Below are 15433 nucleotides of genomic sequence, written 5' to 3' on the forward strand. Positions count from 1 at the left end.
AAAGAAGCAGCAAAAGACCCTGTAGCCTTTTGGGCTGCAAGAGCAAAAGAAGGACTAGAATGGTTCCAACCGTGGACTGAAACATACCAGTGGAATCCACCATACTATAAATGGTTTGTCAATGGCAAAATCAACGCTTCCTACAACGCCCTCGACCGCCACGTCAAAACATGGCGAAAAAATAAAGCAGCAATCATCTGGGAGCCAGAATCAATAAACGAGCCCACCCGAGTGCTTACTTATAACGACCTCTATCGCGAAGTCAACAAATTCGCTAATGTACTGAAAAGCTTAGGCGTAAAGAAAGGCGACCGCGTAGGCATCTATTTACCTATGATTCCAGAAGTGCAAATCGCCATGCTAGCTTGCGCACGCATAGGAGCGATCCACAGCGTCATCTTTTCAGCTTTCAGCGGCGAATCATTGGGAAATAGGATGAAGGACGCGGAAGCAAAAGTTTTGGTTACTGCAGACGGTTACTTCAGAAGAGGTAAAGTTGTTAACCTAAAAGCCAACGCAGACATAGGCGTCAAAGACGCAAAAATCAAACAAGTTGTCGTCGTTAAACGCGCAGGAAACGAAATCAAGATGACCGAGGATAGAGATCTTTGGTGGCACGAGTTGATGGCCAAGGCTTCGCTTTACTGCGAACCAGAACCTATGGACAGCGAAGACACACTTTTTATCCTTTACACGAGCGGCACCACGGGAAAACCAAAAGGTATAGTTCATCACACAGGTGGCTACTTGACTGTCGCCCTTTGGACTGCTAAATGGGACTTTGATCTCCACGACGAGGACATATTCTGGTGCACCGCTGACATAGGCTGGGTTACAGGACATACTTACGCGTGTTATGGACCATTACTTAACGGCGCAACTATCCTAGTTTATGAAGGTGCATTAAACTTCCCAGAAGTCGACAGATGGTGGGAAATCGTAGAAAAATATGGTGTCACAGTGTTCTATACGGCTCCAACAGCCATACGGATGATACTGAGGTGGGGCGAAGAATGGCCTAAGAAACACGACCTCAGCAGCCTACGTCTTCTAGGCACAGTCGGCGAACCGATCAACCAAGACGCTTGGATGTGGTATTTCAAGCATATAGGTGGTGAAAGATGCCCCGTTATAGACACGTGGTGGCAGACGGAAACAGGTGCAACCCTCATAAATTCATTGCCAGGCATCGGTCCGTTCATCCCAACAGTCGCTGGTAGAAGCTTCCCTGGTACAACTCACGACATCCTAGACGAAACGGGACAGCCAGTCAAAATGGGCGAAGGCGGATACCTCGTTCAAAAAAGTCCTTTCGCACCCGGCATGTTAAGAGGAGTCTACAAAGACCCAGAAAGATACAAAGCACAATATTGGAGTGTCTACAGCGATAAAACCTATTACACAAGCGACGGGGCAATATTTTGGGACGAACTAGGGAACATACGCTTAACCGGCAGAGTTGACGACGTGATGAAAGTCGCAGGTCACAGGTTATCAACTGCAGAAGTGGAGAACGCGCTGACGCAACACACCTCAGTTGCAGAATGCGCAGTAGTCGCCGCGCCTCATGACATAAAAGGTGAAGTTCCAGTTGCCTTTGTTGTCCTAAAACAGGGAGTAACAGCCTCTTCTGCACTTGAAAACGAACTCATACAACAAGTGGTTAAAGTAATAGGACCTACAGCGAAACCTGCAAAAATAGTGTTAACAGATGCGTTGCCGAAGACTCGAAGCGGAAAAATCATGCGGAGAATTCTGAAAGCCTTAGTGAAAGGCGAGACCGTTGGCGATGTAACAACTTTGATGAACCCTCAAACAGTTGAAGACCTAAAACAAAAGATTGGATATCAAGCCTAGCTCCAGTGCAAATGGGGACGCTCCACAGCTATCCCCATTTCCGATTATTTAAACTTCTTTCTGTGGAAAGAAAATTTTTTTACAACAACGAACACCGCATGCATGCATGTATATGATGGAAAAGCATGGTAAATTGTAAAAAATAGTTGTAAAAAAACTGTGAAAATCCCTTTTTCTCTGGAAACCCTGATTTTACCGTAGACAACAATGGAAAAAAGGTTGTCGCGATTTTGAGTTTTTTACGACCTTGAAAAAGAGGCTGAAACGCCTGTTTTGAGCTGCTTTCCTGATTTAGGTCTAACTCATTAACCTAGAAGATTGGGTAACCATTGCGCAACCGTTGCCTCAACTTTGAGTTTACCATAGATTTACATGGTTAATCGGTGTACTTAGGTCAGAATAGAGGAGTGACTCAATGAAGAAAAAAGATAAGACGCCTGCAGAAAAGCAGAATAAGAAGCCTCAAAGTCAAAGCAAGGTTCACAAGTCAGGAATCAGCTTTGATTCAGAAGTATGGAAGCAGCTAGAAAACTACGCAGGGTCAGAGTTCAAGGGAAATAAGTCAAAGGCATGCATTAATCAGCGTCTCAAAGGTTTGCTGTTTTCCCAAATATATTCTAGGGATCTCTATTTTTCTCCCAAAATACAGATCCAGCTGCATGCATGCCCTCAAAAGATGAATGTGACAATTTTAAATGGTTTTTAAAATGGTTTGGATATCATTGATGCGCGCACAAATAACGATCTGAAGCAGTAACAATATTGATTTAAAATTACATACTTTTAAATGCGTAGTAGTTTATTGGTTAATTAAATAAACTTTCAATATTCACCAACTCTATTAGAGATTGATTCAAACAGTATATGTGGTTGGGAGTGTCGAAGATCGTTAGTGTTCCTAGGCAACCCGTTGGAATGAGTGTCTCAAAGAACAGTAGGTTGCTCTTTCATCCAACCTTTGAAGAAACACTAACAGAGCTTAAAAGAAAGAAAATTAGGTTGCCAAATAAACCCACAGATCAAGAGTTAGACTTCCGTGAATATGGCTACCCACAAGATGGCGAATTAATAACGGGTGTTGAAGACTTCGGCAAACGTAAACTTGATCCTAATAAGGGAGAAGAAATCTGCAAATCTTCTCTTATCTGCGCCTATGACGAATCTGTTAATAAATTTGAGGGATTGGAAGGAACAGCGTATCTCACTTCCCATTCAATAATCGTTCATGGAGAATACGATTTTATTCCTGTCGATCTGTTAACTTTCTATTTTTACACAAGGTCTTTGTTGCTATCTAAAGACTCTAAATATGTCAAATATTCAGAAAACACGGAAGTAGATTCAAAAAGAGATTACATTGATGACCGGAAAAAATTACTGAGCGAGAATGTCCCAGAGAATTCGATTATTTTCATTGACGGTCCACTCGTGGGGAGTCAAATGACAAGACAAACAATTGACTTAAATAATATATTACTAAGGAAGAAAATCGCTCCAATTTTTTTTGTTAAGAACAGTAATAGCAATTTAGTTATAGAAAATATTAAACATTTAAAAAATCGCTATAATTCCGATATGCATTGGTCCTATAATTTTCTCAAAGAGGGAGAACGAACTAGTCTCTTCAGATACGTTGATAAGACAAATCGGGATTTCGCGAAGATCTTTTGTTATTTGAAAGCATTTGATGCAAGTCCACAAAGAATCGAAATTGACCTAAATACCTTCAGAGAATTCGCCAATAGCATCAATGATTTGTTTGATTTGGCGTATTATCTGCTTCTTGCTCAAGGAGATCTGAAGAACCCACAGATTAGATCAATAGCAATTGCCGAAAAATATGCGCGAGCCACTTTAAGATTGATAAATCTTCCACAAATGATGAAAGAACTAGGAATAACTCCAACTATGAATCAAGAAAGGTTTGCGTGGTAGAATATGTGGATAGTTTTGGGTGAAGAAAAAGGAAGAATAAAACTCGTTTCTTCTTCAAAAATGGATGGAATCTTACCTAAAGGGTCATTCCTTACTGTTGAATCAAGCGAGAATAAACATATCTTGAGAGTTGTAGATAGCCAACAACACGAACCTTATTCCCCAACACCAATGTTAGTTGATATGGATTTGACACCTCTCAAACAAGATCAGAAATGTCAAAATGTAATCCATGCCGTAAGAGTTGGGGACATAAAAGAAAGAAAAGACGGACTTATTGATTTTATTAGACCTCAACTACCAGCAAGAAGATCTAATCAAAGTGAAATTGATAGTGTGCTAGGTTTAAAATCGGTTGGTCCACAAGTTTTTGTAGCAACAGTCCAAGGTGGAAAGAATCAGATTCTTCGAGATGAGAAGGGTACTCCAATTATTGTTTCGGTTCCAACTGAATTTTTCTATCACCAGATATTAATTTGTGGAAAAACTGGGAGTGGAAAAACAGTTGCATCCAAGTATCTTGCTCAATACTTCGTTGAAGAACTAGAACACTATGGTGCCGTCTTAGCAGTAAACGTAAAGGACGTAGATTTCCTCAAAATGGAAAAAGCATCTATTACTGCTAACCCAAATTTGGTAGAGGAATGGAAATCAATCCAAAAAACTGCTCATGGAATCGAAAATTTTACAGTGTACTATCCTGCAAACCAAATAATCGATCCCGGTCAAGGAGTAAATATGGATGTATGCAAGAACATTACACTCAATGTCCGTCTTATTGATCCTGAGGCTTTGTCGGGTCTTATAGTTGGATTCTCAGACATTGCAGCACAACATTTACCAAACATATTTAGAGCTTGGCAACATAAAAGACTTGAATCAAACCATGGAGAGTTTACTTTCGGAGATTTTGTAAGGTATTTTGCCTTAGGTTCTGAGGACAATTATCGTTATGAAACGATTAATGCACGAGGAGATCCACTTCAAGTAACTTTACCTTGGGGTACTTATCATAATATTTTGCGAAATTTGAATTATGCTACAGAATTCTTTGATGATGAAACAGCCGAAACAATAAGCGCTCAAGATATTTTAGTTCGAGGAAAGATGTCTGTCATAAATGTTGCCGGAGAAAAAGGAATACAATTTGGATCTGTAATTTTACGACACCTATTGAAAAACATTGTTGAAGAAAAAAGTACTGGAAGGTCTAAAGTTCCTATATTAATTATTATTGACGAAGTACATCAATTTTATGATACAGGTAGTTCGCGAGAAGCACTTGGTGAATTAGATACAATATGCCGTACTGGTCGAAGTAAAGAAATTGGAGTGATATTCTCGTCACAGAATCCTTCAGATATACCAAGAGGGTTGTCAAACGTTATTAATACTAAATTCTTTTTCAAATCTGACAGGTCTTCAGCAAAAGATTATGGGATTTCTGTAACAAATGAAGAAGTTCAGAATCTTGGTAAGGGATATGCGATAGCCAATATTCATGGTTTACCCCAAGTTAGGGTTGTGAAATTTCCGTTAGCTTTGTCAGGTGTATTTGAAAAAGGAGTTTGAACAGTTGGATCAGTATTCTATTATAAGTTTTCTAGAGTCGCTTGCTGACGATGAGATAGAAAAAGTACTGATAAGACTAATTTCCGAGGGTAATCAAGGTGAGGATTTACTGAGAAAACTCCTCGAAACAATTGTGGGGATAAAAAATGATAACATATGACTACCTTATCGAGAGAAATCTTGGTCAAGGTAAATCAATCAGGTTCGATCCAGAGCAAATACCAACTAGACTTGAGAATGTTGTCGTAATTGAAGGCCCAAATTCATCTGGAAAAAGTACTCTCCTGAATATAATTGCTTTGGGGCTTTTCGGTATGAAAAGTTCAAGAATTAACTTTATTTTGAAAAGTAAATTAGATTCTCTATTAGATTTAAATCATCAAAAAATTACGTTTTCATTTAAAATTGTTTCAAAAAACGGAAAATTTACCTTGAAATCAGAAAAAGCTGACATTAATGGAAATGAAATTATTGTGGAAGAAAGCGTTGACGGGAAAAAATTTAAACCTTTGAGTTTTGAGAATTTTCAAAGAAAATATAATCTAATTTATGATATACCCAATAATCCAACTGAAAGGCTACCTGAGTTACTTAAAGAACTAAAAGATGAACAGCTTCAATTTGGGAATAGCTTCAAAAATTTTGGATTTTATTTGCATAATGTTATTACGGAAATAAATAGTTCTAGGAATCCTAAACGTCTTGAAGAACTTAGGAGAAAGCTTGCTGATGAAGAGAAAAAGAAGGGAGAATTAGCTAAAGAACTGCCTGAATTAGAGGCTTTTTTGAACCAGCTAGAAATGAATGCATATATTGATTACTTCTACCACTATTCGAATGAAGGCGAATTCTTAACAAGGAAAATCGACAAACTAGAAAGAGAAATTGGTAAAATAAAAAGAGATGGCAAAAAAATAACCAGGAGTATAACAAATAACAGGAAAAAATTGGCTAGGCTCCGAAGAGAATTTAGTGAATATTATAAAAAAGTTACTCCATTAATTAAAAATGCATTACCAAAAAATGAACGATCACGATTTAATATTTGGAAGGATGTTAACCCATATTGTGCTGAAAGTAACGAACTTAACACTGTGAAAATCGAAGCTACGCACTTTCAAGATATATTTTCTAAAGAAATTGAGGTACTGAAAAAAGATCGATCGTTTATAGATGCTAAGATAATGGCGCAATTATTCGAGGCTTTGAGCGAATTTGAGGATTCTATGCTGAGGATTCCTGAATTGGAAGTTACGATTGGGGAATTAGTTCGTATATTGAAAAAAGAAAGTAATACTAGTTCTATTCTGATTACGAAATATGATACTCTGAATAAAATTATTGGGGACCTTAAAAATCTGAAACTAACTGTCGGGGAGTTACAAAAAATTGAAATGGCGTTGAAACTAGAATCAGATGTAAGTGAAGAATTTTGTGAAGAAACCATTGATGCCTTCGATGAAAACAATCGTCAATTAAAAGATATGAAAAATGATCTGGAGTTATATGCAATTAAGTGTAATGAGTATTTTCAACGAAGTATTTCTAAAGGTATTAATCAACTGCAACTTGAAAACATGACATACAGAGAGTGCGTTAAGGAGATACCCAGAAATAGTAAAATCAATCAATATTTATCACTAAGTGAAAAACAGGTCTTAGAACAAATCAAAAAACTACAAGACGACATTATTGAAAAAAGGGGAGAATTGTCAGGTCGTGAAGTAGTAATAACCCAGTATAGAAAGAACGTCAAACATTTAGAGAACCAAAAACCGCATAAATTTGAGAAACAAGTCGAGGTAATAGGTAGTCTTCTCCGAAAGACTGATGCTATTAGCCAAAAAATTCTGTCTAGTCATAACATTAACCTAAAGAACTTGATAAATAAGAAGATAAAAGTGGAGCAAAAATTAAAGACGGAGGAGTTGAGGTATTATGATGAAGTTTCTAAATATCTCGCTCACAGAATTGGCGCCTTCAGACATATTGACAAGATTTACAAAGCAAAAGTAGTTGATCTTATTTCAGGAAAGATATTAACAGACAGCGAAGAGATAATTTACATTGGTGATATGGGTACTGGGCAAAGTCAAAGTGCGTATATTCTCAGTTTACTTAATGTAAAAGATGATAATAGGAAGATAATAGCTCTTTTTGATGAGATTGCGATGATGGATGATGAATCTCTTAAACCAATTTATTCAAGATTGCGAGAACTCTACAAATCCAATAAGCTTCTGTTAGGAATTCTGGTTCAACGAAGTAACGAACCTGCAGTTAAAGAATTAGTTTAGAGGAATTTAGATGAATTCTGAAGAAAAAAGATACCTAAAAGATTTTTACAATACGTTGAGAGATAATATTCGAAGAGAAAGAAGTCTAAAAAGTAAATCTGTCTTGGTGTCATTTCTAGAAAGTCGAAGCGCATCAAGATTTAAGTTGCTAAAAAACTCGACAATTCATTCAAGTTTAATTCCAAATGAAATTCTTATGTCTCTATTATCAAAAGGTTACATTCAGGTCCTGAGCAACATCAACACTTATGTTGTAACAGCTAAGGGCGTTTGGGAAAATGAGCAAGATTTGGACATAATAAATGAGGACAAATTACTATCGTATATTAATACTAAATATTTTACAGGTAAGCCTCCCGGCTCCAAATTTAAAAACGATTTGGATGATAAAGAAAAGACAATTCTTTTGGCTATGGTTTCAGCCAGAGCTTTTTCAGAGAACTCTTTGGCCGATCTAAAAAAAAGTGAAATGGTTAAGAACAAATGGAAAGAAATTCTGGAAAAATCGTATGACTTACTATACAGCCAAAATCAAATAAAAAAATCGAAGGAATCGTTCTTTAATAAGAAAGGAAACGAACATGTTGCTAGTAGCATATTCAGGCACAATAACCTGATGGTACAAAAAACAAGAGGAATCTACGAATACAAAGGAAATTATCAATATTTTCTAAATCTATACGAGAACTCCGAATTTTCTACAGAAAAACTCAGTTACCTCTTCTGGAAAATTTTCAAAGGGGAAATTGATTCAAATTCAGTGGATGTGATAGTCGAATACTGCAACGATATTTCAAACAAAGAGAGTATCTATCTTTTTGATATGAAAGAACATATTTTCTCAATGCCAATTTATGACTCATTATTAAAAGACAATTTACTTGACTCACTAGCATCAAAAGCTAAATGGGCAAAGATAGGATAGCCGCCAAACAACTTTTTAAATGTTCAAATACTAAATTAACAAACAATTATGGCAATTGTAAAAACCCCGTTAAGATATCCAGGTGGAAAGGCCAAAGCATTAAAAAAAATATTACCTCATATTCCAAATGGCTTTTCTGAATATCGAGAACCGTTTCTTGGTGGAGGCTCCGTTTTTGTGGCTTTAAAACAACAAAACCCAAATTTATTTTGTAGAATTAATGATTTAAATAATGACGTTTCTTCTTTATGGATTTCCCTTAAGGAAAACCCAGACGAACTAATCGCTGCAATTAAAGAAATAAAAAACAGATGGACGAATGGCAAAAGTCTGTATAAGAAATTGGCCCATGCCAAAACTCAAGGGGTTTTTGGTCGAGCCCTAAGATTCTATATTTTAAACAGAATCACTTACTCAGGCACAGTCGACTCTGGAGGATACTCTCCAGAATCTTTCGAGAAACGATTCACTTATTCACGAATTGAAAGTCTTCAACCTTTAGCTAACCTCTTAAAAAATGTGAAGATAACAAATGAAAGCTATGAGCGTTTGCTCTTTGAGAAAGGAAAAGATGTTTTCATTTTTTTAGATCCACCTTATTGGAAACCAAGAAAATCACCATTATATGGAAGAAATGGGGACTTAAACAAATTTTTTGACCACAAACAATTCGCAGAAAACGTCAAAAAATGCAAACATAAGTGGCTTATTACTTGTGATGATTCAGACTTAATAAGGAGCTTATTTTCATTCGCATACACCTATCCCTGGGAAATGCTATACAATGGCTTGAATAAGAAAAAAGCAGTAAAGGGAAAAGAACTCTTCATAACAAACTACAAAATAAAAGATTTATAGTCTGCAGAAGTTTAATAGCACGACGGTTTTAATTTGCTTTTATTTTTAAATTACAATAAGCTTCGCGCGCGTGCATGCATACTCGCCAAAGCGTTTTCTTCACATTGTGTCTACCTTTATTGGATTACTAACCAAGATCATTAATGCTAGGATTCCAAAACGCTTTAACCCTAAGGGCTAATCACTGCTCCAATACAAGTTTTCCGTCTTTGAATTCCTGCCACTCGTTTTCAGCTCCAATCAGAACTCTTTGATGATTGGTGGTATCCTTAATGAAGTTCTCATCAATTGATACATGCTCCTCCATTGCTCCTTCAATGAGTGCATTATGCAGAGATATAATAAAGGGTCGTGGGTTTTTCTGGGTCTTCAAATGAATGTATCTGAGAACGCTCTCCTCAAACGGATATAACTCTGGCTTCTCACTTCCCTCGATTTTATACTTGCCGAGATAGTAAGCGGCTAGTCTGATTGCATCATCTGATTCGAATGGTCCTAAGGTAACTGTTCTCTCCTCCCCGATCTGAACAATCTCCGGAATGTACTCACTAGCAGCCTTACCGAAGATTTCAAATGCTTCTGGATGCATAGAAACTACTAGTGAAGCCCTCCCCAATGTAGCTCTGAAAAGATCGTTAATGTCATTGCCAAGCCTGTCAAGAGCTGCGTATCCTCTATGCGACCGCACGAATTCCTCAAATTGATCTATGAAGACTATCAATCTTCCCAATTTACACGCCTCCATCAATGCAACAACATATCCAAAGACTTCCGTGGCCGAAGAGACCCTAATAGATCTTCGTATGTTGGCAAACTTCTTTGCTGTATCTTCCGGACCCATTTCAAGAATACGGACAAGTGCTCCTACTAAACTTGGAAGTGGAATTCGATAAGAAGCCTTTAGCATATCTCGAATTCTACTATAGGATATTTCCCCAATCGCTTCTTTCATATTGTCAAAAACACCTTCAGCAACCATGGAGTCTATTATTCGTCCCAAAGTCGGAGATGTGGAATAGCCTCCTGTAGCTTCTGCCCATACCACATTTTGCTTTGCATCATAGAGCTTCCAATAGGCTGCCGCCATTAAAGCAGATTTTCCAGTTCCTTTGACAACACGAGGAGAATATACAAATATCAGGTTTGGCTTTCTGACTATCAAGGACATGAGTTTTCCCATTTCTTTGGTAACTATTTCTTCGCAAAAAAGACGTCCGTTTAGTCTTCTATCATTCGCCCATATGTTGATAAAAGCCTGGTCTGTGAATGGATTGTCTTTTAGATCATACCTTCTCCAATCATGTTTTCTCCATTCAAATTCCATTTATCATTTCCTCCTTTTTAGCAATCTTACGTATGTTACATACATTTCTGCATTGATCTGTGGAAGATTCAGTCCCTTTATGAGGACTCCACTAGATCTACCAAGGAAGAGAGTACCTCTACTAAGCTCAACAATCACTTCTGGGCTTCCCTTTGCTAAAGCTAGCAATTCATTATTGAATTGAGTATCGCTGATGCCTAGTTCTTCCGCAACTATATCTCGAAGCTCCAAAATATTCACAACATTTCCCCAAGAATTTCTTGTCAACAGCTTGTAAGCTCTAACTAGGGAGTCTTCAAAAGAATTAGTGGAGATCTTACGCTCATAGAGAATACTTCCGTTTCTTAGCTTGAGATTCCTGCAATAGTTTCCGGAACTTTCTGCTTTCTCAGGAACGAACTCACAAGTTAAGCACAAATGTTCACGATCCTTTTGCATTCTCCAATTCAAAAGGCTGAAATCATACAACAGGTCTCTAATAGTGTAAAACGACGCAACATCTGTTTGAAACTCATTCTCCATGAGATAGTCTTTAATTCCGCTGATTCCAGTTCTCCCCTTGAACCTTCTTGGAATATGAAAGTGTCCACCAATTTCCTGAAGATGTGAGATGAAAAGAAAGTATGCTTTATATCTTGAAGCAAGAATGAGTTCTATCAGCGAGTCGATTGCTGAAGGATAATCTGACTCGATCAAGGAGTTAATGTTCCTGATTCGTTCTGGACATTGGATTTTTCCGTTCACAACTTTGAAGATTCCAACTCCTTTTGCGAAAGCTACAGTGTCTCGTGCCATACTTGCATAAGAACGTCTTTTGGTATCACCTAGTTGACGGAGGGCTCTTCTTGGTCCCATTTGTGTTATCAGAAGTCGCATTGATTCTCTTTTTACACGATCTTTCTCAATAAGCGTCCTGATGTTTTGAGAAGAGAAGATCTTACCTGAGTGAGTAACACTGTATTGGACTAGTTTGACGATTTGAGATTTGGATCTAACTTTTCTCACAGATCCCCACTGACATACGGTATCTGATCGTTTTTTCATTACAACACAGCCTTAATATCTGCATCGACATCTAGTTGTTCAAATTTTTTTGGAACAGCTATAAAACTGCTTGAAGGTAAGTGTCGTCGTCTGACGATACCCTTTGCATTTGGTGAAACTAGGATTACCTTAATGTCTCGGTTTCTTTCATAAGCATCAAGGAAAATCTGCCATACATTCGGATCTCCGAATTCATAGCCAACAACTACACAAAGATCGCACAAAGTGAGTTTCTCTTTCAGAAGATACAACAATTCCAACTGTGGCTCTTTTGCAATATAACTGTATGTTCCTGGATATATTAAATCAGGAAATGCAGGTCTTCCTGCAATAACTAAGGACCCCCGGGGAGGATAAAAGGCAACTCGATCAATATCACCATTATCTAGTTTAGCGTACGTTATTGTCCCATGAAGCTTGAAAAGACGCAAGATTGTGCTTGCCTGTTCATAATAATATGGATCAAAGCGATAGTTCCCCCTCGTTTCTTCTCTGTATCCATCATATAATGCCAACCCATTCCTCCGACAATATTCCTCAATCGTGTTGTCGTAATTAGTGGTAAACACGTCGAGTGGTGGACAAGTATCTCTTCCAGCCGGATTACAATTTCCAAGATCAAAACAGTTGCTTGTGTCCTTGAAGAACTTTCCATATATAGTGAAAATCAGCTCAGTAGTGCTTGCATCATTGACACAGCATCTTCGCACGATATATTCCTTTATCCTTAGAGCGATTCTTTTGTCTCTCTTATTCGGCTTTAGGCTCCCAAGATTGTATTTTGTTATCTCTGAAAAGAACGCTCCCATCTCATATATCATTCTACGGGGATTGGTCCAAAACTCCAAGACAGAAAGTATAGTCTCTATATCATTTCTAAATCCGTACATCTTTGCATGCTGCCTAGTGTCTTTTATCCTCTTGGAATAGTGAGTCAAATCTCTCTCTACAAGATCTGCTAGTTGCTTAGAGTCAGGAATATTAAAAGGAACGGAAGCTCCTGCACCAAGAAATACTAGGACTCTAAAGGTCAAGCTAGGACTCCCTTAATCTTCTTAACAGATTAATTGATCCCTGGCTAACTTGAAATTTTCGCATCTTTCTTCACTATTTCTGTGTTTTTTGGGGTGCCTATGGAGGCCCTTTATCTTTCTGTATAGATCTCAGCCACATAACACAGCCACTCTGAATTCCGAGAACAAGGTTCTCTTTTTTTTGGGGTTGTTGATTGAATCATGAAATTAGAAGTCCTCCTGGCGGAGGAATTAATATACTAAAGGAGAGACATAGCATAAATATGTTTTATCACACTTAGATAGCGGATGCTTTGATGGCAAATAACAGAATAATGTTTGGCAATTCTGAGGATATGCGTGAACTCCAAGAAAACAGTATCCATCTTGTTGCCACAAGTCCTCCATACTTCAATGCTCCTTTTGACTATCCAGACCTATGTGAGAGTTACGAGGAATTCCTAACATTGATTCGTAAAGTAGCAAAGGAGCTAAAAGGAATTCTTGATGAAGGCAGAATTGCGTGTTTTGTGTGTGATGATACTCTAATTAAAGGGAAGAAATATGCAATAGTTGCAGATATTACGAAGATTTTCATTGAAGAAGATTTTAGATACAGAGACAAAATCATATGGATTAAGCCAGAAGGTTACATCAGGATAAGTCAAAGAAGTGGTGTTCAAATCCAACATCCTAATCCCATGTATTATTATCCTGACAACTTACAAGAATCCATTCTAATTTTTCAGAATGGTGATTTTAATTATAATGAAATTCCAAAAAAGAAAAGGGAAAACTCCAAGGTTGACATGGAAGAAGGGTCAGAAGGAAAATGGTATCTGACAGATTGGAAAATTACAAATGTTTTGCCTTTCAATAACCGACATGCATGCGTCGTTTGGAGAAAGGATACACGCTAGCCGAGATTGTCATCACGCTAAAATTTGAACCCAAAGAAGTGGAGCGAATCTACAATGGCTGGATTCGATTAAGTCAGAAAGATGCGAATTTTCCAAATTTAGAACGACTGAACCAAAACCTGATGAGTCATCTGCTGAAGGATCATAGCGAACTTGCCGATCTTCTACTAGATGCAAAGAACATTGGTGAATTCAGAAGATCCCACTGCGAACAGGTTGATAGAAGTGGATTATGTCTGTTCTGGACCTATGAAAAACGGGATGGCTCTGAATTTCATATAGAAGCATCTGCATTACGCTGTGCCTTCTGCATAAATTTTCATCAAAAAACGATATGACATCATTCCGATCTAGACAACAATCGCGCGCGAATATGCTCTTCAAATCCATGTTCAACCTGTCCCAAGCCACCACCGAAAACCAGCCAGTATCCTCCTTCCACATCTTGTTTTGGAGGTAAGAACAACATCTCCTCAGGTTTTCCTTTCAGCTGAACAGTGAAACTCATAAAACCTGGGGCATGAAGTTCTTTCAAAGACCCCATGTCTGGTTTTCCTGAGATCGGATCAATTTGGTGAAAGGCTTCATCTTTATTCTTGGCCCACACTACAAACCATTCTTCTGGATTTCCTGAATAATGCCCTATCCAAATCTTCATAAATCAACCCTCCAAAGAATATTATATCTCGATTAAATACTTATGCGCGCGCATGTATCTAGTACTTTTATTGAAGTCTTTGATGGGAATGCATTTCTTATCCTTTGATAAAAGGTGTCATGCATAAGAATATCTGGATCATAAGATTTCATAAGATACTCACTATGCTGTTAAACAGCAAACCATGCTTGACGCGCATGTCTAGTAACTTCCGAACCCCCATTTTTTTGCGACGACGACGCAATTTTTTACAAGTGTAGAAGAAAAGGCAATGATAAGACTCCATGTAATTGTAAAAAACTATCATGCATGCATGCAATGGATGTGAAATCATTCCCGGAGCTTGACAAAAAATGGTGGCTGTGGTTGGCCATTAATTCAAAACAAGCACGAAAGGAGAAAGGAGATGCTACTGCCTTCCACAACCCCCTTGTAGAAATTAGTTCTATAATTAAGTTCTATATAAAACTTTCACAAAGGATCATATTTCTAAAATACTAGAAGGTTTTTTAGTTAAAAGTTACTGTTTTCCAAAACTTCTCCAAGATTACCGTATGTTCTCTGAATAACCTCTATGCAAGACAAGAAGTGTTGCCGTTTTGGATATAAACTAGTATGAAGTTTGTCGAAACTTATAGCAACACAACACTCTAACCGTGAAAAGATGCGACAAAACTGTTCACGCTAGAAATAAAGTATGCCACATTCCCTAATTCCAATATTATTAGATAGCTTGGTGAATCGCCAACTATTTCGATCATTAGCATTTTCTATAAAAGCATGCCAGAAGTCTCAAACCACAAAACAAGCAGTTTTGACAAGAAAGAAATTTTGAATGAATTAGAATTGCTGAGATACTCATGCGCTTGATAAGTGCAATGCGTTTGCCATTAGTTGGGATGGGAAGGTGGTTAAAAAGTCACTTTAAGGAGAAGGGAGTTCTTGAATTCCCCAACCAAGCTTAGTACACAACTTTTAGTTACTTAAGTTCTGGTTTCTTTCTAGTGCACAGAGCCATAATTTTCGCTCA

At 37.7% G+C, this 15433-nt stretch carries 13 protein-coding genes; 9 read left to right on the forward strand and 4 right to left on the reverse strand.

The features are described from left to right. From acs to KAU88_02515, 8 genes are all read left to right on the forward strand, one after another. Nucleotides 1-1857 (forward strand): acetate--CoA ligase (acs, locus tag KAU88_02480; GenBank protein MCK4477378.1); only part of this gene is annotated, 1857 nt, incomplete at its 5' end. 415 nt (nt 1858-2272) lie between these two features. Continuing rightward, the gene (locus KAU88_02485) at nt 2273-2563 is read left to right on the forward strand and encodes a hypothetical protein (GenBank protein ID MCK4477379.1); all 291 of its coding nucleotides are present in this window, start codon (nt 2273-2275) and stop codon (nt 2561-2563) included. A gap of 170 nt (nt 2564-2733) precedes the next feature. Further along, on the forward strand, nt 2734-3792 hold the full coding sequence (locus tag KAU88_02490; protein ID MCK4477380.1) for a DNA double-strand break repair nuclease NurA: 1059 nt from the start codon (nt 2734-2736) through the stop codon (nt 3790-3792). A 3-nt stretch (nt 3793-3795) separates the two neighbouring features. Next, nucleotides 3796-5364 (forward strand): ATP-binding protein, encoded by a 1569-nt coding sequence (locus tag KAU88_02495; GenBank protein ID MCK4477381.1) that lies wholly within the window; start codon nt 3796-3798, stop codon nt 5362-5364. Between the two features lie 4 nt (nt 5365-5368). Next, nucleotides 5369-5524, forward strand: a complete 156-nt coding sequence (locus KAU88_02500) for a hypothetical protein (protein MCK4477382.1) — start codon at nt 5369-5371, stop codon at nt 5522-5524. After that, nucleotides 5511-7661, forward strand: a complete 2151-nt coding sequence (locus tag KAU88_02505) for an AAA family ATPase (GenBank protein ID MCK4477383.1) — start codon at nt 5511-5513, stop codon at nt 7659-7661. The genes KAU88_02500 and KAU88_02505 overlap by 14 nt, the downstream gene beginning before the upstream one ends. Nucleotides 7662-7671: 10 nt before the next feature. After that, nucleotides 7672-8586: a hypothetical protein gene (locus tag KAU88_02510; GenBank protein MCK4477384.1), complete on the forward strand. Its 915-nt coding sequence runs from the start codon at nt 7672-7674 to the stop codon at nt 8584-8586. 54 nt (nt 8587-8640) lie between these two features. Continuing rightward, on the forward strand, nt 8641-9444 hold the full coding sequence (locus tag KAU88_02515) for a DNA adenine methylase (protein MCK4477385.1): 804 nt from the start codon (nt 8641-8643) through the stop codon (nt 9442-9444). Between the two features lie 181 nt (nt 9445-9625). Here KAU88_02515 and KAU88_02520 read toward each other — a convergent pair whose 3' ends face one another. The 3 genes from KAU88_02520 to KAU88_02530 are packed head-to-tail and all read right to left on the reverse strand — an operon-like array spanning nt 9626 to nt 12846. Next, a complete protein-coding gene (locus KAU88_02520; protein MCK4477386.1) occupies nt 9626-10768 on the reverse strand; it encodes a hypothetical protein in 1143 nt (380 codons plus the stop codon). Between the two features lie 3 nt (nt 10769-10771). Then, entirely contained in the window at nt 10772-11773 is a 1002-nt protein-coding gene (locus KAU88_02525) for a hypothetical protein (GenBank protein MCK4477387.1), read from the reverse strand. Nucleotides 11774-11811: 38 nt separating this feature from the next. After that, nucleotides 11812-12846, reverse strand: a complete 1035-nt coding sequence (locus tag KAU88_02530) for an SIR2 family protein (protein ID MCK4477388.1) — start codon at nt 12844-12846, stop codon at nt 11812-11814. 293 nt (nt 12847-13139) lie between these two features. Here KAU88_02530 and KAU88_02535 point away from each other — a divergent pair, with 293 nt between their 5' ends. Then, nucleotides 13140-13745: a site-specific DNA-methyltransferase gene (locus KAU88_02535; GenBank protein ID MCK4477389.1), complete on the forward strand. Its 606-nt coding sequence runs from the start codon at nt 13140-13142 to the stop codon at nt 13743-13745. A gap of 340 nt (nt 13746-14085) precedes the next feature. Here KAU88_02535 and KAU88_02540 read toward each other — a convergent pair whose 3' ends face one another. Next, nucleotides 14086-14403 carry a hypothetical protein gene (locus tag KAU88_02540; protein MCK4477390.1) on the reverse strand — a complete coding sequence of 106 codons (318 nt, stop codon included), beginning with the start codon at nt 14401-14403 and terminating at the stop codon, nt 14086-14088. Nucleotides 14404-15433 lie beyond the last annotated feature (1030 nt).

The sequence above is a fragment of the Candidatus Bathyarchaeota archaeon genome (assembly GCA_023131225.1).
In the GTDB taxonomy this organism is placed as follows: Archaea; Thermoproteota; Bathyarchaeia; order Bathyarchaeales; family SOJC01; genus JAGLZW01.

Excerpts from the sequence above, each read along its gene's own strand:
- KAU88_02495 (MCK4477381.1), top strand. The coding sequence starts at position 3,796 with ATGTGGATAGTTTTGGGTGAAGAAAAAGGAAGAATAAAACTCGTTTCT.
- KAU88_02540 (MCK4477390.1), bottom strand. The coding sequence starts at position 14,403 with ATGAAGATTTGGATAGGGCATTATTCAGGAAATCCAGAAGAATGGTTT.
- KAU88_02510 (MCK4477384.1), top strand. The coding sequence starts at position 7,672 with ATGAATTCTGAAGAAAAAAGATACCTAAAAGATTTTTACAATACGTTG.
- KAU88_02505 (MCK4477383.1), top strand. The coding sequence starts at position 5,511 with ATGATAACATATGACTACCTTATCGAGAGAAATCTTGGTCAAGGTAAA.
- KAU88_02520 (MCK4477386.1), bottom strand. The coding sequence starts at position 10,768 with ATGGAATTTGAATGGAGAAAACATGATTGGAGAAGGTATGATCTAAAA.
- KAU88_02485 (MCK4477379.1), top strand. The coding sequence starts at position 2,273 with ATGAAGAAAAAAGATAAGACGCCTGCAGAAAAGCAGAATAAGAAGCCT.